We start from the raw sequence: 20691 nt of genomic DNA, 5'->3' as shown, positions 1-20691 counted from the left end.
AGGCCGGGTAAGGCGACAGCCGCCACCCGGCTTTTTTATTAGTTACGGTACAGCACTTTAATGATGTGGTAACCGAACTGCGTGTGCAGCGGGCCAGTTGGCTCCAGCACCGGGCAAGAGAAGACCACTTTGTCGAACGCCGGAACCATCTGGCCCTGGCGGAATTCGCCTAAATCACCGCCGCGTTTGCCTGATGGGCAGATTGAGTGTTTCTTCGCCAGCTTGCCAAAGTCGGCACCGTTTTTAATTTGTTCCAGAAGATCCAAAGCCAGTTTCTCTTCTTTAACAAGGATATGCACTGCTGCTGCTGTTTTTGCCATGATCGTGCCTTGAGTGGGGTGGTTGAGGCTGGCTATACTACCATGCTCTAAATTTCCCCTCCTGACTTTCATTGAGTGATCTTTATGCGTTTGAATCCCGGACAACAACAAGCCGTCGAATTTGTCACAGGACCTTGCCTGGTGCTGGCGGGGGCGGGTTCCGGAAAGACGCGCGTTATCACCAATAAAATTGCGCACCTGATCCGCGTTTGTGGCTATCAGGCGCGGCATATCGCGGCGGTGACTTTTACCAATAAGGCCGCGCGTGAAATGAAAGAGCGTGTGGCGCAGACGCTGGGTCGTAAAGAGGCGCGTGGATTGATGATCTCCACGTTCCACACGTTGGGGTTGGATATCATCAAGCGTGAATTTGCGGCGTTGGGGATGAAGTCGAACTTCTCGCTGTTTGACGATACCGACCAGGTGGCTCTGCTTAAGGAACTGACCGAAGGGCTAATTGAAGACGATAAACTTATCCTTCAACAGCTGATCTCAACGATCTCCAACTGGAAAAACGATCTGATGACCCCGGCGCAGGCAGCGGCCAGCGCTAAAGGCGAACGCGATCGTATTTTCGCGCACTGCTATGGTTTGTACGACGCGCATATGAAGGCGTGCAACGTGCTGGACTTTGACGATCTGATCCTACTGCCGACGTTGCTGCTTCAGCGTAATGAAGAGGTGCGCGAGCGCTGGCAGAACAAAATCCGCTACCTGCTGGTGGATGAATACCAGGATACCAACACCAGCCAGTACGAGCTGGTGAAGCTGCTGGTGGGGCAACGTGCGCGCTTTACCGTGGTGGGTGATGACGATCAGTCGATTTACTCGTGGCGTGGTGCGCGTCCGCAAAACCTGGTACTGCTGAGCAAAGATTTTCCGGCGCTGCAGGTGGTTAAGCTGGAGCAGAACTATCGCTCTTCCGGACGTATCCTCAAGGCCGCAAATATTCTCATTGCTAACAATCCGCACGTATTTGAAAAGCGGTTGTTCTCTGAGCTGGGCTACGGACCTGAGCTGAAAGTACTGAGTGCCAACAACGAAGAGCATGAAGCGGAACGCGTGACCGGGGAGTTGATTGCTCATCACTTTGTGAATAAGACGCAGTATAAGGACTATGCGATCCTGTATCGCGGCAACCACCAGTCACGGGTGTTCGAAAAATTCCTGATGCAAAACCGCATCCCGTACAAAATTTCCGGGGGGACATCGTTTTTCTCGCGTCCGGAAATCAAAGATCTGCTGGCCTACCTGCGTGTGCTGAGCAACCCGGATGACGACAGCGCGTTTTTGCGTATCGTCAATACGCCGAAGCGTGAGATCGGCCCGGCGACACTGCAAAAGTTGGGTGAGTGGGCGATGACGCGTAATAAAAGCTTGTTTACTGCCAGCTTTGATATGGGTCTAAGCCAGACGCTGACCGGCCGCGGTTATGATTCTCTAACCCGCTTTACGCACTGGCTGGGGGAAATCCAGCGCTTCGCGGAGCGTGAACCGATTGCTGCCGTGCGTGACCTGATCCATGGCATTGATTACGAATCCTGGCTGTATGAAACCTCGCCGAGCCCGAAAGCGGCTGAAATGCGTATGAAAAACGTCAATACGCTGTTCAGCTGGATGACGGAGATGCTGGAAGGCAGTGAGCTGGAAGAGCCAATGACCCTGACCCAGGTCGTTACCCGCTTTACCCTGCGCGACATGATGGAGCGTGGAGAGAGTGAAGAAGAGCTGGACCAGGTGCAGTTGATGACGTTACATGCCTCAAAAGGGCTGGAGTTCCCCTATGTGTTTATGGTGGGAATGGAAGAGGGCTTCTTACCTCATCAGAGCAGCATCGATGAAGACAACATTGATGAAGAGCGTCGTCTGGCCTACGTCGGCATTACCCGTGCACAGAAAGAGCTTATCTTCACGTTGTGCAAAGAACGCCGTCAGTACGGTGAACTGGTGCGTCCGGAGCCAAGCCGCTTCCTGCTGGAACTGCCACAGGATGACGTTATCTGGGAACAGGAGCGTAAAGTGGTGAGCGCTGAGGAGCGGATGCAAAAGGGGCAGGCCAGCATTGCGAATATCCGGGCAATGATGGCGAAAGCCAAAGAGAAGTAATATTTATTTGGTAGACCGGATAAGCGTGAGCGCCATCCGGCAGCCAGCATCTAACGCACTTCCAGCGGCCAGTGGACATAGCTTTGCCACTGGATTTCCTGATCGATCAACTCTTTACCTAATGGATGATGTTCCAGCCAGCTTTCCGGCAACGTTAGCGTCAGATCTTCATCCTGAGCTTGCAGGGTGATATGTGGCACTAAATCGTCACGGCGGCGGCTTGCGAAGATGATCGCCAGGCGTAGCAAACGGCAAAGGTGCTCCGCGATGCGCGGCGGCACGGCGTTTTGCTGGTGGAGCGAAGAGAGATCGACTGGGTTGGTCTGATTTAATAACAGCGTGGCTAACAGCTTTTTCTGCGCGGGAGTGAAGCCCGGAAGATCGAGATTACGCACCAGCCAGGCGGCATGCAGCGGTGCCTGCTTATATTCCACGCTCAGCCCTATTTCATGCAACTGACAGGCACTTTGCAGCAGTTCACGGCTAATGGCCTCAAGATGCCACTCATCTTTCACCTGATCGAATAAATGTACAGCCAACTGTGCGACGCGGTTCGCCTGATCGGTGTCAACCATAAAGCGACGCTGAATATTACGCAGCGTACGGCTGCGAATATCCTGATCGACAGGCAGGTGCAGCATACCGTAAACCAGACCTTCACGCAGTGCGCCGCCGGCCAGGGTCATGCATTGAATATTCAACTCAGTGAAAATCGCGATCAGGATTGCCAGCCCGCTGGGGAACACCAGTGCGCGTTCCAGCGTTAACCCTTCGATTTCCAACTCTTCCAGACGACCGCAGTGGATAGCGCGCTGCTTAAGCTGCTGAAGTTTGGCCAGCGTAATGCGCTCATCCATACCCTGCGCCATCATGATTTCCTGCAACGCCTGGACGGTACCGGAGGCACCAACGCAAACTTTCCAGCCATGAAAACGCAGTTTGTCGGCGACCGGGCGCAGAACCTCACGCGCCGCTTTCTCGGCTTCGTCAAAATTTTCCTGCGCCAGATTACGATCGGTGAAGTACCGTTCGAGCCAGGTAACGCAGCCCATTGACAGGCTGAACAGAGAGGTTGTTTGGGCGCCGGAGCCGGTAACCAGTTCCGTACTGGCGCCGCCAATATCAACGACCAGACGCTGATCGGCACCGCCAGTGGTGTGGGCAACACCCTGATAAATCAGTCGTGCTTCTTCTTCACCACTGATGACCTGGACAGGGCAGCCGAGGATCTCTTGCGCTTTGGCGATAAAGACATCGGCGTTTACCGCGATGCGCAATGTTGCCGTGGCGACCACGCGGATTTGCGGTTGCGGGATATCCTGCAGACGTTCAGCAAACAAGCGCAGGCATTGCCAGCCGCGTTCCATGGCTTCAGCGGAGAGAATGTTGTCGCTGTTGAGTCCAGCGGCCAGACGCACCTTGCGTTTAATACGCGTGAGCGTCTGGATGCTTCCCGCCACTTCGCGTACAACCAGCATATGAAAACTATTCGAGCCTAAATCGATTGCGGCGTACAGCGAAGTGGTTGTGAGCATATCTTACGTTAACCTGAACGACGACGATTACGCGGAGCACCACCGGTACGACGCGGGCCATTGCCTGGGCGTGGGCGCGTCATGCGCAGCGGCTTTGGCAGGTCAGTCATTAGCGCGTCCGGGTTGTACTTGCTGACCGGAATCGAGTGGCCAATGTAGGTCTCGATTGCAGGTAAATTCAGCGCGTACTCTTCACAAGCCAGGCTAATAGAATGACCACTTGCGCCTGCACGACCTGTACGACCAATACGGTGGACGTAATCTTCACAGTCATCCGGCAGGTCATAGTTAAACACGTGCGTTACGGCTGGGATGTGCAGGCCACGCGCCGCGACATCGGTTGCGACGAGAATATCGAGATCGCCACGGGTGAACTCATCAAGGATACGCAGGCGTTTTTTCTGCGCCACGTCACCGGTAAGCAGGCCTACGCGATGTCCGTCAGCAGCAAGACTGCCCCAGATCTCTTCACAGCGATGTTTGGTGTTAGCAAAAACAATGGCGCGATCTGGCCACTCTTCTTCAATCAGCGTTTGCAGTAAACGCATTTTCTCTTCGTTGGAAGGATAGAAGAGTTCTTCTTTAATACGGTGGCCCGTCTTCTGTTCCGGTTCGACTTCAACGTACTCGGCGTTATTCATTTGTTCAAACGCCAGTTCGCGAACGCGATAAGAGAGGGTTGCAGAAAACAGCATGTTCAGACGTTGGGTGGTTGGCGGCATACGACGGAACAGCCAACGGATATCTTTGATAAAGCCCAGATCGTACATACGATCGGCTTCATCCAGCACCACGACCTGAATCGCGCCCAGGTTGATATGGTTCTGTTTTGCGTAGTCGATAAGACGACCGGTCGTGCCGATAAGAATATCGACGCCGCTTTCCAGCACTTTCAGCTGTTTGTCGTAACCGTCGCCGCCATAAGCCAGGCCTAATTTCAGACCGGTGGTCTGTGCCAGCGGCTCGGCGTCGGCGTGGATCTGCACGGCTAACTCACGCGTTGGCGCCATAATTAACGCACGCGGTTGGTTCACCTTGCGATCGTCAATCGCGGGATGAGAGAGAAGATAATGAAACGTTGACGTCAGGAACGCCATCGTTTTTCCGGTACCGGTTTGCGCCTGCCCTGCAACATCACGGCCTGCCAGCGTAAGCGGCAGCGCGAGAGCCTGAATGGGCGTGCAGTTATGAAACCCTTTATTTTCAAGGGCTTCTATCACCTTCGGGTGCAGGGCGAAGTCGGAAAACTTCTGTTCTGTTAAATGTGTTTTGCTCATAGTGTGGTAGAATATCAGCTTACTATTGCTTTACGAAAGCGTATCCGGTGAAATAAAGTCAACCTTTAGTTGGTTAATACTGTACACAATTCATTCATGATGCGTCGAGATGGCAAGTGAATGGGTCCAAAGAAGCGTATTGAGTACGTGACCAGGACGCAGCGCACAGCCAACAAAAAGGCGGCTTGAAGGATGATGTGTAAACACCAACACACCAGGCTTATTCCTGTGGAGTTATTATGAGCGATAAAATTATTCACCTGACTGACGACAGTTTTGACACGGATGTACTCAAAGCGGACGGAGCTATCCTCGTTGATTTCTGGGCAGAGTGGTGCGGTCCGTGCAAAATGATCGCTCCGATTCTGGATGAAATCGCTGACGAATATCAGGGCAAATTGACGGTTGCTAAACTGAACATTGACCAAAACCCAGGCACCGCGCCGAAGTATGGTATTCGTGGCATCCCGACCCTTCTGCTGTTTAAAAACGGCGAAGTTGCGGCGACTAAAGTCGGCGCGCTGTCCAAAGGTCAGTTGAAAGAGTTCCTCGACGCTAACTTAGCGTAAGGAAGTATCATGATCGGGCGGCCATACTTCGAAATGATTCGGATGACTGGACGCCCGACTTGAGTCGTGCTAAGTTAGTGTTGACTTCGTATTAAACATACCTTATTAAGTTTGAATCTAGCTTTATCCAATACTTCCCGTTGTTTCTCGTGCGAGAAGTAGACAGATTCAGGGCCTTGTCACTCAATCCGTCTTGTCGTTTCAGTTCTGCGTACTTTCCTGTGACCAGACAGCGAACAGACATGAGTCGATGGCCGTAAACAGGCATGGATGACCCTGCCATACCATTCACAACATTAAGTTCGAGATTTACCCCAAGTTTAAGAACTCACACCATTATGAATCTTACCGAATTAAAGAATACGCCGGTTTCTGAGCTGATCACTCTCGGCGAAAATATGGGCCTTGAAAACCTGGCTCGTATGCGCAAGCAGGACATTATTTTTGCCATCCTGAAGCAGCACGCAAAGAGTGGCGAAGATATCTTTGGTGACGGTGTGCTGGAGATATTGCAGGATGGATTTGGTTTCCTCCGCTCTGCAGACAGCTCCTACCTCGCCGGTCCTGATGACATCTACGTTTCTCCAAGCCAAATCCGCCGTTTCAACCTCCGCACTGGTGATACCATTTCTGGTAAGATTCGCCCGCCAAAAGAAGGTGAACGCTATTTTGCGCTGTTGAAAGTTAACGAAGTTAACTACGACAAACCGGAAAACGCCCGTAACAAGATCCTCTTCGAAAACTTAACGCCGCTGCACGCAAACTCCCGTCTGCGTATGGAGCGTGGTAATGGTTCTACCGAGGACTTAACGGCGCGCGTACTGGATCTGGCATCGCCGATCGGTCGTGGCCAACGTGGTCTGATTGTGGCACCGCCAAAAGCGGGTAAAACCATGCTGCTGCAGAACATTGCGCAGAGCATTGCCTACAACCACCCGGACTGTGTGCTGATGGTGCTGCTGATTGACGAACGTCCGGAAGAAGTGACCGAGATGCAGCGTCTGGTTAAAGGTGAAGTTGTGGCTTCTACCTTTGATGAACCCGCATCTCGCCACGTTCAGGTTGCGGAAATGGTAATCGAGAAGGCGAAACGTCTGGTTGAACATAAGAAAGACGTTATCATCCTGCTCGACTCCATCACGCGTCTGGCGCGTGCGTACAACACCGTGGTCCCGGCTTCCGGTAAAGTCCTGACCGGTGGTGTTGATGCCAACGCCCTGCACCGTCCGAAGCGTTTCTTCGGTGCGGCACGTAACGTGGAAGAGGGCGGCAGCCTGACCATCATCGCGACTGCGCTTATCGATACCGGCTCTAAAATGGATGAAGTTATCTACGAAGAGTTTAAAGGTACCGGCAACATGGAACTGCATCTCTCTCGTAAGATCGCTGAAAAACGCGTCTTCCCGGCTATCGACTACAATCGTTCCGGTACCCGTAAAGAAGAGCTGCTTACCACCCAGGAAGAGCTGCAGAAAATGTGGATCCTGCGCAAAATCATCCATCCGATGGGTGAAATTGATGCAATGGAGTTCCTCATTAACAAGCTGGCGATGACGAAGACCAATGATGACTTCTTCGATATGATGAAGCGCTCATAATTCAGGCATCATCCGAAAACGCCACGTTTTTACGTGGCGTTTTGCTTTTATGCCTGTAATCTTAACGACACAATAACAATAATACGGTATGACATACCGCCAGGTTGAAAAAGATTCGTAATTTGTATCTTGTGGTTGATAATTATACAGAACCATCGGATATGGAGACGGGTTTCCCTTCTGAATAAAGGTCTTCGTGGTTATACTTCTGCTATTAATTTTCTCTGAGAGCATGCATTGTGAATTTACTGACAGTAAGCACTGATCTCATCAGTATTTTTTTATTCACAACACTGTTTCTTTTCTTTGCGCGTAAGGTCGCAAAAAAGATTGGTTTAGTGGATAAACCCAACTTTCGCAAACGGCATCAAGGATTGATCCCGCTGGTTGGGGGGATTTCGGCTTACGCAGGTATTTGCTTTACGTTTGTGATTGCTGATTATTACATCCCGCATGCTTCTCTCTATCTGGCCTGTGCCGGCGTGCTGGTTTTGGTTGGCGCGCTGGACGATCGTTTTGATATCAGTGTAAAAATCCGCGCAACTATCCAGGCCGCGATCGGCATTATCATGATGTCGGTTGGCAAACTCTATCTTCTTAGCCTTGGGTATATTTTTGGCCCCTGGGAGATGATTCTTGGCCCGTTTGGCTATTTACTGACGCTGTTTGCCGTCTGGGCGGCAATTAATGCTTTCAATATGGTGGACGGTATTGACGGCCTGTTAGGTGGGCTGTCCAGCGTTTCATTCGCGGCGATGGGGTTTATCCTGTGGTTCGATGGGCAGACGAGTCTGGCCGTATGGTGTTTTGCGATGATCGCCGCCATTCTGCCTTATATTCTGCTGAACCTGGGCGTTCTTGGGCGCCGTTATAAAGTCTTCATGGGTGATGCTGGCAGTACGCTGATTGGTTTTACCATCATCTGGATCCTGCTGGAAACCACGCAGGGCAAAACACATCCTATAAGCCCAGTTACCGCACTGTGGATTATCGCCATCCCGTTAATGGATATGGTGGCGATCATGTACCGCCGTTTGCGTAAGGGCATGAGCCCGTTCTCAGCCGATCGCCAGCACATTCATCATTTGGTGATGCGGGCAGGGTTTACTTCCCGCCAGGCATTTGTTCTGATTACGCTGGCGGCGGCCGTGCTGGCATCGATCGGTGTGCTGGCTGAATATTTCCGTTTGGTTCCGGAATGGGCCATGCTGGTGCTGTTTTTAATGGCATTTGGCCTCTACGGATACTGTATCAAGCGTGCCTGGAAAGTGGCGAGATTTATCAAGCGAGTGAAGCGCAGACTGCGAAGAATTCGTGAAGGCAAACCAAACTTAACCAAGTGAATTGAGGATGCGATGACACAACCATTACCGGGGGAAGACGCCATGAGCGCTGAAAATGAACTGGATATCCGTGGGTTGTTTCGTACCTTATGGGCAGGGAAGGTGTGGATTGTCGGTATGGCACTCGCATTTGCACTTGTTGCTCTCGCCTATACTTTTTTCGCCCGTCAGGAGTGGAGCGCAACGGCTATTTCAGACAAGCCTACGGTGAATATGTTGGGGGGCTATTACTCTCAACAACAGTTCCTGCGCAACCTGGATATTAAGGCCAGCCTCGCATCAACGGACCAGCCGTCGGTGATGGATGAAGCCTATAAAGAATTTATCATGCAGCTTGCCTCCTGGGATACGCGCCGTGAATTCTGGCAGCAGACTGATTATTACAAGCAGCGTATGGTCGGAAACAGTAAAGCCGATGCCGCGCTGCTGGATGAACTGATCAACAACATTCAGTTTATGCCTGGTGATGCGTTGCGGAACACCAATGACAGCGTGAAGCTTATTGCGGAAACGGCACCTGATGCCAACAATCTTCTGCGCCAGTACGTGGCCTTTGCCAGCCAGCGTGCAGCACGTCATCTGAACGATGAGCTGAAAGGCGCATGGGCTGCGCGGACGGTGCAAATGAAAGCGCAGGTCAAACGGCAGGAAGAGGTAGCAAAATCGATTTTCTCTCGCCGTGTTCATAACATTGAACAAGCGCTCAAAATTGCTGAGCAGCATAATATTTCGCGTACTTCTACTGATGTCCCTGCTGAAGAGTTGCCTGATTCTGAGTTGTTTTTACTCGGACGCCCTATGCTGCAGGCGCGACTCGAAAACCTGCAATCTGTTGGCCCAGATTTTGATATGGACTATTTTCAAAACAGAGCCATGCTGAACACGCTGAACGTAGGACCGACCCTGGATCCGCGTTTTCAGACCTATCGTTATTTGCGGACACCGGAAGAACCGGTAAAACGTGATAGCCCACGTCGTGCCTTCCTGATGATTATTTGGGGCATCGTTGGGGCCCTGATCGGTGCTGGTGTCGCGTTAACCCGTCGCCGTTCGATTTAGCAATACCGTTGCAGTGAGGGGCTGGGCTCTCACTGCCAATCCGAAGAGAATCGATGTGAAAGTACTGACTGTATTTGGTACGCGACCGGAGGCCATTAAGATGGCTCCTCTGGTTCATGCGCTGGCTAAAGATCCTGATTTCGACGCGAAAGTTTGCGTCACTGCACAGCATCGGGAGATGCTCGATCAGGTATTGCACCTCTTTTCCATCGTACCTGACTACGATCTCAATATTATGCAGCCAGGTCAGGGACTGACAGAAATTACCTGTCGAATTCTGGAAGGATTAAAGCCAATCCTCGCTGAGTTCAAACCTGATGTGGTGCTAGTCCACGGTGATACAACAACAACCCTTGCGACCAGCCTGGCCGCGTTTTATCAGCGTATTCCGGTGGGGCATGTTGAGGCTGGGTTGCGAACTGGCGATCTCTATTCTCCCTGGCCGGAAGAGGCAAACCGTACACTGACCGGGCGCCTGGCAATGTATCACTTTTCCCCAACTGAAAATTCACGCCAAAACCTGTTGCGTGAAACCATTCCGGATGACCGTATTTTTGTCACGGGGAACACGGTTATTGATGCGTTGATCTGGGTTCGCGATCGTGTACTCGGAAATGAAGCACTGCGCGCTGAACTGGCTGAGCGCTATCCTTTCCTGGATGCGGATAAGAAGATGATCCTGGTAACCGGTCATCGTCGGGAAAGCTTTGGTCGCGGCTTTGAGCAAATCTGCCATGCACTGGCGGAAATTGCCGCGGCTAATCAGAATGTACAGATTGTCTATCCCGTACACCTGAACCCCAACGTTAGCGAGCCGGTAAATCGTATTTTGGGTCATGTTGAGAACGTGATTCTGATTGAGCCACAGGACTATCTGCCATTCGTCTGGCTGATGAATCATGCCTGGCTTATCCTTACCGATTCCGGCGGGATTCAGGAGGAAGCCCCTTCTCTGGGCAAACCTGTATTGGTGATGCGAGAAACAACGGAGCGGCCAGAAGCCATTACCGCAGGCACAGTACGTCTGGTTGGGACTGACCCTCAGCGTATTGTGGCAGAAGTCACGCGCTTGCTGCATGACGAAAATGAATATCAGACCATGAGCCGCGCCCATAATCCGTATGGTGATGGGCAGGCGTGTGGCCGCATTTTACACGCGTTAAAAAATAATCGGATATCGCTATGAGTTTTACGACCATTTCTGTCATTGGGCTGGGTTATATCGGACTGCCGACGGCGGCCGCTTTTGCTTCCCGTCAAAAACATGTTATTGGCGTAGATGTAAATCAACATGCGGTGGATACCATTAACCGCGGTGAAATCCACATCGTTGAACCTGATTTGGGTGCTGTGGTGAAAACAGCAGTCGAAAATGGCTTTCTGCGTGCGGTTACGACACCTGTTGAAGCAGACGCTTATCTGATTGCTGTGCCGACCCCCTTCAAGGGGGAGCATGAACCCGATATGGTCTATGTTGAAGCCGCAGCGAAGTCGCTTGCGCCGGTGCTGAAAAAAGGGGCGTTGGTGATCCTTGAATCGACGTCACCTGTCGGGGCAACGGAGCAGATGGCAGCATGGCTTGCAGAAATGCGCCCTGATCTGACTTTCCCGCAGCAGGCGGGGGAACAGGCTGACGTGAACATTGCTTATTGTCCGGAGCGCGTGCTGCCAGGCCAGGTAATGGTTGAACTGATTAAAAATGACCGTGTGATTGGCGGAATGACCCCCGTTTGTTCTATGCGCGCCAGCGAACTGTACAACATCTTCCTCGAAGGTGAATGTGTGGTGACTAACGCCCGCACTGCAGAAATGTGCAAGTTGACCGAAAACAGCTTCCGCGATGTCAATATCGCCTTTGCTAATGAACTGTCGCTGATTTGCGACGATCAGGGGATTAACGTCTGGGAACTGATCCGTCTGGCGAACCGTCACCCGCGGGTTAACATTTTGCAGCCTGGACCTGGTGTTGGCGGGCACTGTATCGCGGTCGACCCGTGGTTTATTGTGGCGCAGAACCCGCAGCAGGCGAGATTGATCCGCACCGCGCGCGAGGTAAATGATAGTAAGCCTCATTGGGTTGTCGATCGGGTAAAAGCCGCTGTAGCGGATTGTCTGACGGAGACCAATAAACGTGCCAGCGACGTAAAAATTGCCTGTTTTGGTCTGGCGTTCAAACCGAATATTGATGATTTACGTGAAAGCCCGGCAATGGGGGTGGCGCAAAGTATCGCACGCTGGCACAGCGGCGAGACGCTGGTGGTTGAACCGAATATCCATCAGTTGCCGAAAAAACTGGATGGCCTGTGCCAACTGGCGAAACTGGACGATGCGCTGGCAAGCGCCGATGTGCTGGTGATGCTGGTTGACCATAATGAATTTAAAGCGATTAAAGGCGATGCGGTTCACCAGCAATACGTGGTTGATACTAAAGGAGTCTGGCGCTAATGAAACGAATTCTGGTTACCGGTGGTGCAGGATTTATTGGCTCAGCGGTTGTGCGTCACATCATTAATGAGACTCGGGATGCCGTGGTAGTGGTTGATAAGTTAACCTATGCCGGAAACCTGATGTCGCTGGCGCCGGTTGCACAGAATGCCCGTTTTGCCTTTGAACAAGTTGATATCTGCGATCGCCTGGCGCTCGACAACGTGTTTCAACAGTATCAGCCGGATTGCGTGATGCACCTGGCGGCAGAAAGTCATGTTGATCGTTCTATCGATGGCCCCGCCGCATTTATTGAAACCAATATTGTCGGAACCTACACGTTGCTGGAAGCCGCTCGCGCATACTGGAATGTGTTAGCCGATGATAAAAAGCAGGCGTTTCGTTTCCACCATATATCAACCGACGAGGTGTACGGCGACCTGCATTCTACGGATGATTTCTTTACCGAAACAACGCCGTATGTACCGAGTAGTCCTTATTCCGCGTCAAAGGCCAGCAGCGATCATCTGGTACGTGCCTGGCTACGTACGTACGGGCTGCCAACGTTAATAACTAACTGCTCCAACAATTATGGGCCCTACCATTTCCCGGAAAAACTGATCCCGCTGATGATTCTCAATGCACTGGCGGGAAAACCTCTGCCGGTGTACGGCAACGGACAGCAGATTCGTGACTGGCTGTATGTGGAAGATCATGCCCGGGCGCTCTATTGCGTCGCGACTACAGGCGCGGTTGGCGAGACCTATAATATTGGTGGTCATAACGAGCGTAAAAACCTGGACGTGGTCGAAACGATTTGCAGCTTGTTGGAAGAACTGGCACCGCAAAAACCAAAAGGTGTTATGCGGTATCGTGAATTGATCACTTATGTTGAAGATCGCCCAGGCCATGATCTGCGCTATGCCATTGATGCGTCGAAAATTGCGCGTGAACTTGGCTGGGTGCCGCAGGAAACGTTTGAAAGTGGCATGCGTAAAACCGTGCAATGGTATCTGGCAAATGAGGCCTGGTGGAAACCCGTGCAGGATGGCAGCTACCAGGGTGAGCGTTTGGGCCTGAAGGGCTAACAACCTGGTTTTGGCGCCCGGAGGAGGGATCATATGAAAGGTATCATTCTGGCAGGTGGCTCAGGCACTCGCCTGTACCCCATTACGCGCGGCGTATCGAAGCAGCTATTGCCTATTTACGATAAGCCCATGATCTATTACCCGCTATCGGTACTGATGCTGGCGGGAATTCGCGAGATCCTCATTATTACCACACCGGAAGATAAAGGGTATTTCCAGCGTTTGCTGGGAGATGGCTCTGAGTTCGGTATTGAATTGCATTATGCAGAGCAGCCCAGCCCGGATGGTTTAGCACAGGCATTCATTATTGGTGAAACGTTCCTTAACGGCGAACCATCATGTCTGGTGCTTGGGGACAATATCTTCTTTGGTCAGGGATTTAGTCCAAAACTACGCCACGTCGCTGCCAGAACACAAGGTGCGACGGTATTTGGCTATCAGGTGATGGATCCTGAGCGTTTCGGTGTGGTTGAGTTTGATGACAATTTTCGCGCAGTCTCGCTGGAAGAGAAGCCGAAAGAACCAAAATCAAACTGGGCGGTGACAGGACTCTATTTCTACGACAGTAAGGTAGTGGAATACGCAAAGCGCGTGAAACCTTCTGAGCGTGGGGAACTGGAAATTACCTCCATTAACCAGATGTACCTTGACGATGGCAATCTGACCGTTGAATTGCTTGGCCGTGGCTTTGCCTGGCTGGATACCGGTACGCACGACAGTCTGATTGAAGCGAGCACGTTTGTGCAGACGGTGGAGAAACGTCAGGGCTTTAAAATCGCCTGCCTGGAAGAGATCGCATGGCGTAATGGCTGGCTGGATGATGAAGGTGTTAGACGTGCCGCCAGCTCTCTGGCTAAAACAGGCTACGGCCAATATTTGCTGGAGCTTCTCCGTGCCCGTCCGCGCCAGTATTGAGTCTCTGGATTGGGAAAATACGTTCTTTGGCGTGAATAGCGCCATCGTACGGTTTGACCCGCACGCACCGATCCTGACAGCAGAAGTTTTACAGCGCTGGGAACGGGTGCAGGCAAAAATTCCTGCTGCAAATACGTATGAATTAGATGCTTTACAGCAGTTGGGCTTTTCACTGGTCGAAGGTGAGATGGACTTTGTTCTGCCGGTAACGTGCGCCCGTGAAAATCCCGGTGCACAGGTGGCGCAAGCTGCGGATATTCCGCTGCTGCGTCGACTGGCAGGAGAGGCGTTCGCCCAAAGTCGTTTCCGCGTACCGTGGTATCCCGTGGAGGCCAGTGCGCGTTTTTATGCACAGTGGATAGAAAACGCTGTGCTGGGCACGTTCGATCATCAGTGCCTCATTTTTCGTACACAGACAGGTGGGATTCGCGGTTATGTCTCACTACGTGACGTCAATGATACTGATGCACGTATTGGCTTACTGGCTGGTCGTGGTGCGGGTGCCGAACTCATGCAGGCTGCGCTTTGCTGGGCACAGGCTCGCGGTAAAACAACATTGCGGGTGGCGACCCAGATGGGCAACACCGCCGCGCTTAAACGTTATATACAGAGCGGTGCAAATGTGGAAAGCACCGCGTACTGGTTATACAGGTGACAAAATGATTCCATTTAACGCACCGCCGGTGGTGGGAACCGAGCTTGAATACATGCAGTCAGCGATGAGCAGCGGCAAGCTGTGTGGCGATGGTGGTTTTACCCGCCGTTGCCAGCAATGGCTGGAGCAGCATTTTGGCAGTGAGAAAGTGCTGCTGACGCCTTCCTGTACCGCATCACTGGAGATGGCGGCATTATTGCTGGACATCCAGCCCGGCGATGAAGTCATCATGCCCAGCTACACATTTGTATCTACCGCGAACGCATTCGTGCTGCGTGGCGCAAAAATCGTCTTTGTCGATATCCGCCCGGATACCATGAACATTGATGAAACGCTGATTGAAGCGGCGATCACCGAGAAAACCCGCGCTATTGTGCCGGTGCACTACGCCGGGGTTGCCTGTGAAATGGATACCATTATGGCGTTGGCGTCACAATACAACCTGTTCGTGGTAGAAGATGCTGCTCAGGGCGTAATGTCGACCTACAAAGGCCGTGCGCTGGGGACCATTGGGCATATTGGCTGCTTTAGCTTCCATGAAACCAAAAACTATACCGCAGGCGGTGAAGGCGGGGCGACGCTGATCAACGACCGTAAATTAGTTGAACGTGCAGAAATCATCCGTGAAAAGGGGACGAATCGCAGTCAATTTTTCCGCGGTCAGGTTGATAAATATACCTGGCGTGATATTGGCTCCAGCTATTTGATGTCCGATCTCCAGGCTGCCTATCTGTGGGCGCAACTGGAAGCGGCAGAGCGTATTAATCATCAGCGCCTGGTGCTGTGGCAGAATTATTATGATGCCCTCGAACCGCTGGCGCGTGCCGGGCGTATTGATTTACCCGCCATCCCGGAAGGTTGTGCGCAGAACGCCCATATGTTTTATATCAAGCTGCGTGATATTGACGATCGCACGGCGTTGATTAACTTCCTGAAAGAAGCCGAAATTATGGCGGTATTCCATTATATCCCGCTGCATGATTGTCCGGCTGGCGATAAATTTGGCGTGTTTTCCGGAGTCGATCGTTACACCACCAAAGAGAGTGAACGTCTGCTGCGTCTGCCGCTGTTTTATAACCTGTCGCTGGTGAACCAGCGCACAGTGATTACGACCTTACTCAACTACTTCTCCTGATATGTCGCTGGCTAAAGCGTCCTTGTGGACGGCTACCAGTACGCTGGTAAAAATTGGTGCGGGTTTGTTGGTGGTAAAACTGCTGGCGGTCTCTTTCGGCCCTGCGGGTGTGGGCCAGGCGGGAAACTTCCGTCAGATGGTCACCGTGCTTGGCGTGTTGGCGGGCGCCGGGATTTTCAACGGCGTCACGAAATACGTTGCGCAGCACCATGATGACCCGGCGCGGTTGCGTAAGGTGGTGGGGACATCATCCGCAATGGTGTTGGGATTCTCTACGCTGATGGCGGCGATTTTTTTGCTGGCAGCAGCGCCTATCAGTCAGGGATTGTTTGGTCATACGCATTTTCAGGGGCTGGTACGCCTGGTTGCGCTGGTACAGATGGGGATTGCCTGGGCAAACCTGTTGCTGGCGTTGATGAAAGGATTCCGCGATGCCGCAGGTAATGCGCTATCGCTGATTATTGGCAGCCTGGTCGGCGTCGTGGCCTACTACGGCTGCTATCGGTTGGGCGGATACGAAGGTGCTTTGCTGGGGCTGGCGCTGGTACCAGCGCTGGTGGTGGTGCCCGCCATGCTTATGCTGATCAAGCGTGGAACCCTCCCTGTGCAATACCTGAAACCTTCCTGGGATAACGGGCTGGCAGGGAAACTTAGCAAGTTTACGTTGATGGCGCTCATTACCTCTGTGACGCTGCCCGTGGCGTATGTGATGATGCGAAACCTATTGGCGGCGCAATACAGCTGGGATGACGTGGGGATTTGGCAGGGGGTGAGCAGTATCTCTGATGCGTACCTGCAATTTATTACCGCTTCATTCAGTGTGTATCTGCTGCCAACACTGTCTCGCCTGACTGAAAAGCGCGACATCACGCGTGAAGTTATCAAATCGCTGAAATTTGTATTACCGGCAGTTGCCGCCGCGAGTTTTACCGTCTGGCTGTTACGTGATTTTGCTATCTGGCTGCTTTTCTCCGCTAAATTCACCGCCATGCGTGATTTGTTTGCCTGGCAACTGGTGGGGGATGTACTGAAAGTGGGTGCCTACGTATTTGGCTATCTGGTGATCGCGAAGGCCTCGCTGCGGTTTTATATTCTGGCCGAAATTAGCCAGTTCATTTTGTTGACGGCATTTGCCCACTGGTTGATCCCCGCGCACGGTGCTCTGGGCGCGGCACAGGCCTATATGGCAACGTACATCGTCTATTTTTCTCTTTGTTGTGGCGTGTTTTTACTCTGGCGTAGGCGGGTATGACTGTACTGATTCACGTTCTGGGATCGGATATCCCTCACCATAACCAAACCGTGCTGCGGTTCTTCAACGACGCGTTGGCTGCAACAAGTGAGCACGCACGCGTGTTTATGGTTGCCGGTCAGGATACGGGATTTAGCGAGAGCTACCCGGCGTTATCACTGAGTTTCTACGGTGGAAAAAAGGCGCTGGCAGAGGCCGTTATCGCCAAAGCTAAGACGGATCGCCAGCAGCGTTTCTTCTTTCATGGGCAGTTCAATACTAGTCTGTGGCTGGCATTGCTGAGCGGGGGGATTAAGCCTGAGCAGTTTTACTGGCATATTTGGGGTGCCGATCTGTATGAAGTCTCCAGTGGGCTGAAATTCCGTCTGTTTTACCCGATTCGCCGAATGGCACAAAACCGCGTGGGTTGTGTCTTTGCCACGCGAGGCGATCTGAGCTATTTCGCTGAGCTGCATCCGCGTGTTCGCGGGGAATTGCTCTATTTCCCAACCCGTATGGATCCGTCGCTGAACAATATGAGCAATGAGCGCCAGCGACGCGGGAAAATGACGATCCTGGTCGGAAACTCTGGCGATCGCAGTAATGAGCATATTGCCGCGCTGCGTGCTGTCCATCAGCAGTTCGGCGACACGGTTAACGTGATTGTGCCAATGGGTTACCCGGCAAATAATGCAGGCTATATTGAAGAAGTGCGCCAGGCGGGTCTGGCGTTATTTAGCGCCGATAACCTGCAAATTCTCAGTGAAAAGCTGGAGTTTGATGCCTATCTGGCGCTACTGCGTCAGTGCGATCTGGGTTACTTTATCTTTGCCCGTCAGCAGGGGATTGGTACATTGTGTCTGCTGATTCAGGCGGGGATCCCGTGCGTGCTCAATCGTGAAAACCCATTCTGGCAGGATATGGCAGAGCAAAACATCCCGGTTCTGTTTACGACAGATGTACTCAATGAAGGTATCGTACGCGAGGCGCAGCGCCAACTGGCATCGGTTGATAAAAGTGCAATTACTTTCTTTAGCCCGAATTATCTGCAACCGTGGCATAACGCGCTGCGCATTGCCTCAGGAGAAACCGTATGAGTCTGATGCAATTCAGCGGTCTGCTGGTGGTGTGGCTGCTCTCGACTTTGTTTATCGCCACGCTGACCTGGTTTGAATTCCGACGCGTGCGGTTTAACTTCAATGTCTTCTTCTCATTGCTGTTCTTATTGACGTTTTTCTTTGGTTTTCCGTTGACCAGCGTGCTGGTATTTCGCTTTGATGTGGCGGTGGCCCCGCCGGAAATTTTGCTGCAGGCGTTGCTGTCCGCTGCCTGCTTCTACGCAGTGTACTATGTGACCTATAAAACACGCCTGCGGAAACGGAGCCCGGAGAGAACGCGCAAACCGCTGTTTACCATCAATCGCGTTGAAGCACATTTGACCTGGATTATCCTGATGGCGATTGCGCTGGTGAGCGTGGGCATTTTCTTTATGCACAACGGTTTCCTGCTGTTCAGGTTGCAATCCTATAGCCAGATTTTCTCCAGTGAAGTCTCCGGGGTGGCTCTGAAACGCTTCTTCTACTTCTTCATTCCGGCGATGCTGGTGGTCTACTTCCTGCGTCAGGACAGCAAAGCGTGGTTGTTCTTCCTGGTGAGTACCGTTGCATTTGGTTTGCTGACGTACATGATTGTTGGCGGAACCCGCGCCAATATTATTATCGCGTTTGCCATTTTCCTGTTTATCGGCATTATTCGCGGCTGGATTTCGCTGTGGATGCTGGCCGCGGCGGGCGTCCTGGGTATTGTCGGGATGTTCTGGCTGGCGCTGAAGCGCTACGGGATGAACGTCAGCGGTGATGAGGCGTTCTATACTTTCCTGTACCTCACGCGCGATACCTTCTCGCCGTGGGAGAATCTGGCGCTATTGCTGCAAAATTACCACAATATTGAGTTTCAGGGACTGGCACCGATTGTTCGTGACTTCTACGTCTTTATCCCTTCCTGGCTGTGGCCGGGACGACCTGGCATTGTTCTCAACTCAGCGAACTACTTTACCTGGGAAGTGTTGAATAACCACTCGGGGCTGGCGATTTCGCCGACGTTAATTGGTTCGCTGGTGGTGATGGGCGGGGCGCTGTTTATACCGTTAGGCGCGATTGTCGTCGGCCTAATTATTAAATGGTTCGACTGGTTGTATGAATTAGGCAACCGGGAAACTAATCGCTATAAGTCGGCGATTTTGCACAGTTTCTGTTTCGGTGCCATTTTTAATATGATCGTTTTGGCACGTGAAGGGTTAGATTCGTTTGTCTCGCGAGTGGTTTTTTTCCTCGTGATTTTCGGCGTCTGTCTGTTGGTGGCAAAATTGTTGTACTGGCTGTTTGATAGTGCGGGACTCATCCATAAACGAATAAAGTCGGTGCCCCGGACACAGGTTGAAGGATCGTAATGACAGATAACACAACTGCGCCGCTGTATTCACTGCGCGGATTAGAACTGATTGGCTGGCGCGATATGCAACATGCGCTGAATTACCTGTTTGCCGAGGGACGTCTCAGGCAGGGGACGCTGGTAGCAATTAACGCTGAAAAAATGCTGACAGCGGAGGATAACCCAGAGGTTCGGACGTTGATCGAGGCCGCTGAGTTTAAATATGCGGATGGGATCAGCGTGGTGCGTTCCGTGTGTAAAAAATTCCCGCAGGCGCAGGTATCACGTGTGGCGGGGGCCGATCTCTGGGAAGCGCTGATGGCTCGCGCCGGGAAGGAAGGAACGCCCGTATTCCTGGTGGGCGGTAAGCCTGATGTCCTGACGCAAACAGAGGCAAAACTGCGCGCACAATGGCACGTCAATATTGTTGGCAGTCAGGACGGCTATTTTACCGCCGATCAGCGTCAGGCGCTGTTTGAGCGTATTCATGCCAGCGGCGCACAACTTGTTACCGTGGCGATGGGTTCGCCGAAACAAGAAATTTTTATGCGCGACTGTCGCCAGGTCCATCCGCATGCGCTGTATATGGGCGTGGGCGGCACCTACGATGTGTTTACCGGGCACGTAAAGCGCGCGCCCAAATTCTGGCAGAGCCTGGGATTGGAGTGGCTGTATCGCTTGCTGCTGCAACCGAGTCGTATCACCCGCCAACTTCGTTTATTACGTTATCTCCGCTGGCACTATACCGGCAATCTCTGACATCACCTCTGCGTTGTTCAGTAGCGCGTTATGCTAAACGCGCTACTTATTCACAACATAATCGCTGCTTTCTCGCACAATCTATTCATTTTTTGAATGCTTTAATTGCCATTTAGGCGATTTTAAGAAACCATTCGCAACAATCATTGCAGTGCCGTGGTGTTTTTGGCGCCAACCGTAAAGTGGTCGGTGCTGAATGGCCTGTTATGGCAAAAAACGATGTACCCATAACGATAACCGGTAATAC

The 20691-nt window shown here is 52.1% G+C and carries 19 protein-coding genes; 16 read left to right on the top strand and 3 right to left on the bottom strand.

The window, feature by feature from the left end:
- Positions 1 to 38: 38 nt before the first annotated feature.
- Positions 39 to 320, bottom strand: coding sequence for a peptidylprolyl isomerase PpiC (ppiC, locus tag EHN13_RS22700; protein ID WP_003017999.1), 282 nt, complete (start codon positions 318 to 320; stop codon positions 39 to 41).
- An 84-nt stretch (positions 321 to 404) separates the two neighbouring features.
- Between ppiC and rep the strand changes: the two genes are divergently transcribed.
- Entirely contained in the window at positions 405 to 2426 is a 2022-nt protein-coding gene (rep, locus tag EHN13_RS22695) for a DNA helicase Rep (protein ID WP_124022122.1), read from the top strand.
- Between the two features lie 50 nt (positions 2427 to 2476).
- Here the strand turns inward: rep and gppA are convergent, their stop codons facing one another.
- Entirely contained in the window at positions 2477 to 3961 is a 1485-nt protein-coding gene (gene gppA / locus EHN13_RS22690) for a guanosine-5'-triphosphate,3'-diphosphate diphosphatase (RefSeq protein WP_048214058.1), read from the bottom strand.
- Between the two features lie 8 nt (positions 3962 to 3969).
- Entirely contained in the window at positions 3970 to 5238 is a 1269-nt protein-coding gene (gene rhlB, locus EHN13_RS22685; RefSeq protein WP_048214059.1) for an ATP-dependent RNA helicase RhlB, read from the bottom strand.
- Between the two features lie 239 nt (positions 5239 to 5477).
- Between rhlB and trxA the strand changes: the two genes are divergently transcribed.
- From trxA to wecG, 15 genes are all read left to right on the top strand, one after another.
- A complete protein-coding gene (gene trxA / locus EHN13_RS22680) occupies positions 5478 to 5807 on the top strand; it encodes a thioredoxin TrxA (RefSeq protein ID WP_001280776.1) in 330 nt (109 codons plus the stop codon).
- 176 nt (positions 5808 to 5983) lie between these two features.
- The gene (locus tag EHN13_RS22675) at positions 5984 to 6067 is read left to right on the top strand and encodes a rho operon leader peptide (RefSeq protein ID WP_101743114.1); all 84 of its coding nucleotides are present in this window, start codon (positions 5984 to 5986) and stop codon (positions 6065 to 6067) included.
- A gap of 78 nt (positions 6068 to 6145) precedes the next feature.
- Positions 6146 to 7405 carry a transcription termination factor Rho gene (gene rho, locus EHN13_RS22670; RefSeq protein WP_002437993.1) on the top strand — a complete coding sequence of 420 codons (1260 nt, stop codon included), beginning with the start codon at positions 6146 to 6148 and terminating at the stop codon, positions 7403 to 7405.
- Between the two features lie 239 nt (positions 7406 to 7644).
- A complete protein-coding gene (gene wecA, locus EHN13_RS22660; RefSeq protein ID WP_005133353.1) occupies positions 7645 to 8748 on the top strand; it encodes a UDP-N-acetylglucosamine--undecaprenyl-phosphate N-acetylglucosaminephosphotransferase in 1104 nt (367 codons plus the stop codon).
- A 12-nt stretch (positions 8749 to 8760) separates the two neighbouring features.
- A complete protein-coding gene (gene wzzE, locus EHN13_RS22655) occupies positions 8761 to 9807 on the top strand; it encodes an ECA polysaccharide chain length modulation protein (protein ID WP_124022120.1) in 1047 nt (348 codons plus the stop codon).
- Between the two features lie 55 nt (positions 9808 to 9862).
- A complete protein-coding gene (gene wecB / locus EHN13_RS22650) occupies positions 9863 to 10993 on the top strand; it encodes a non-hydrolyzing UDP-N-acetylglucosamine 2-epimerase (RefSeq protein ID WP_048214061.1) in 1131 nt (376 codons plus the stop codon).
- Positions 10990 to 12252: a UDP-N-acetyl-D-mannosamine dehydrogenase gene (gene wecC / locus EHN13_RS22645; RefSeq protein WP_116361244.1), complete on the top strand. Its 1263-nt coding sequence runs from the start codon at positions 10990 to 10992 to the stop codon at positions 12250 to 12252. Before wecB ends, wecC begins: the two co-directional genes overlap by 4 nt.
- A complete protein-coding gene (gene rffG, locus EHN13_RS22640; RefSeq protein WP_124022119.1) occupies positions 12252 to 13319 on the top strand; it encodes a dTDP-glucose 4,6-dehydratase in 1068 nt (355 codons plus the stop codon). The genes wecC and rffG overlap by 1 nt, the downstream gene beginning before the upstream one ends.
- Before the next feature lie 33 nt (positions 13320 to 13352).
- Complete coding sequence (rfbA, locus tag EHN13_RS22635) at positions 13353 to 14234, top strand: glucose-1-phosphate thymidylyltransferase RfbA (protein ID WP_048214064.1); 882 nt, start codon at positions 13353 to 13355, stop codon at positions 14232 to 14234.
- Positions 14212 to 14889: a dTDP-4-amino-4,6-dideoxy-D-galactose acyltransferase gene (gene rffC / locus EHN13_RS22630; protein ID WP_124022127.1), complete on the top strand. Its 678-nt coding sequence runs from the start codon at positions 14212 to 14214 to the stop codon at positions 14887 to 14889. Before rfbA ends, rffC begins: the two co-directional genes overlap by 23 nt.
- A 4-nt stretch (positions 14890 to 14893) precedes the next feature.
- Entirely contained in the window at positions 14894 to 16024 is a 1131-nt protein-coding gene (gene rffA, locus EHN13_RS22625) for a dTDP-4-amino-4,6-dideoxygalactose transaminase (RefSeq protein WP_048214066.1), read from the top strand.
- 1 nt (position 16025) lies between these two features.
- Complete coding sequence (gene wzxE / locus EHN13_RS22620) at positions 16026 to 17276, top strand: lipid III flippase WzxE (protein ID WP_115601244.1); 1251 nt, start codon at positions 16026 to 16028, stop codon at positions 17274 to 17276.
- Positions 17273 to 18352: a TDP-N-acetylfucosamine:lipid II N-acetylfucosaminyltransferase gene (locus tag EHN13_RS22615; protein ID WP_048214068.1), complete on the top strand. Its 1080-nt coding sequence runs from the start codon at positions 17273 to 17275 to the stop codon at positions 18350 to 18352. Before wzxE ends, EHN13_RS22615 begins: the two co-directional genes overlap by 4 nt.
- Complete coding sequence (gene wzyE, locus EHN13_RS22610; RefSeq protein ID WP_048214069.1) at positions 18349 to 19704, top strand: ECA oligosaccharide polymerase; 1356 nt, start codon at positions 18349 to 18351, stop codon at positions 19702 to 19704. The genes EHN13_RS22615 and wzyE overlap by 4 nt, the downstream gene beginning before the upstream one ends.
- Positions 19704 to 20444, top strand: a complete 741-nt coding sequence (wecG, locus tag EHN13_RS22605; protein ID WP_005133328.1) for a lipopolysaccharide N-acetylmannosaminouronosyltransferase — start codon at positions 19704 to 19706, stop codon at positions 20442 to 20444. Before wzyE ends, wecG begins: the two co-directional genes overlap by 1 nt.
- The last annotated feature ends 247 nt before the right edge of the window (positions 20445 to 20691 follow it).

It is taken from the genome of Citrobacter youngae (assembly GCF_003818115.1).
Lineage (GTDB): Bacteria > Pseudomonadota > Gammaproteobacteria > Enterobacterales > Enterobacteriaceae > Citrobacter > Citrobacter youngae.
Note: the sequence above shows the minus strand (reverse complement) of the source record. Positions and strands in the feature narration are given on the sequence as shown.

Coding starts and splice junctions, on each gene's coding strand:
- wecC (WP_116361244.1), top strand. CDS start 10,990: ATGAGTTTTACGACCATTTCTGTCATTGGGCTGGGTTATATCGGACTG.
- EHN13_RS22615 (WP_048214068.1), top strand. CDS start 17,273: ATGACTGTACTGATTCACGTTCTGGGATCGGATATCCCTCACCATAAC.
- wzyE (WP_048214069.1), top strand. CDS start 18,349: ATGAGTCTGATGCAATTCAGCGGTCTGCTGGTGGTGTGGCTGCTCTCG.
- rffA (WP_048214066.1), top strand. CDS start 14,894: ATGATTCCATTTAACGCACCGCCGGTGGTGGGAACCGAGCTTGAATAC.
- rfbA (WP_048214064.1), top strand. CDS start 13,353: ATGAAAGGTATCATTCTGGCAGGTGGCTCAGGCACTCGCCTGTACCCC.
- rep (WP_124022122.1), top strand. CDS start 405: ATGCGTTTGAATCCCGGACAACAACAAGCCGTCGAATTTGTCACAGGA.
- ppiC (WP_003017999.1), bottom strand. CDS start 320: ATGGCAAAAACAGCAGCAGCAGTGCATATCCTTGTTAAAGAAGAGAAA.
- wecG (WP_005133328.1), top strand. CDS start 19,704: ATGACAGATAACACAACTGCGCCGCTGTATTCACTGCGCGGATTAGAA.
- rhlB (WP_048214059.1), bottom strand. CDS start 5,238: ATGAGCAAAACACATTTAACAGAACAGAAGTTTTCCGACTTCGCCCTG.
- gppA (WP_048214058.1), bottom strand. CDS start 3,961: ATGCTCACAACCACTTCGCTGTACGCCGCAATCGATTTAGGCTCGAAT.
- rho (WP_002437993.1), top strand. CDS start 6,146: ATGAATCTTACCGAATTAAAGAATACGCCGGTTTCTGAGCTGATCACT.
- wzzE (WP_124022120.1), top strand. CDS start 8,761: ATGACACAACCATTACCGGGGGAAGACGCCATGAGCGCTGAAAATGAA.
- rffG (WP_124022119.1), top strand. CDS start 12,252: ATGAAACGAATTCTGGTTACCGGTGGTGCAGGATTTATTGGCTCAGCG.
- trxA (WP_001280776.1), top strand. CDS start 5,478: ATGAGCGATAAAATTATTCACCTGACTGACGACAGTTTTGACACGGAT.
- wzxE (WP_115601244.1), top strand. CDS start 16,026: ATGTCGCTGGCTAAAGCGTCCTTGTGGACGGCTACCAGTACGCTGGTA.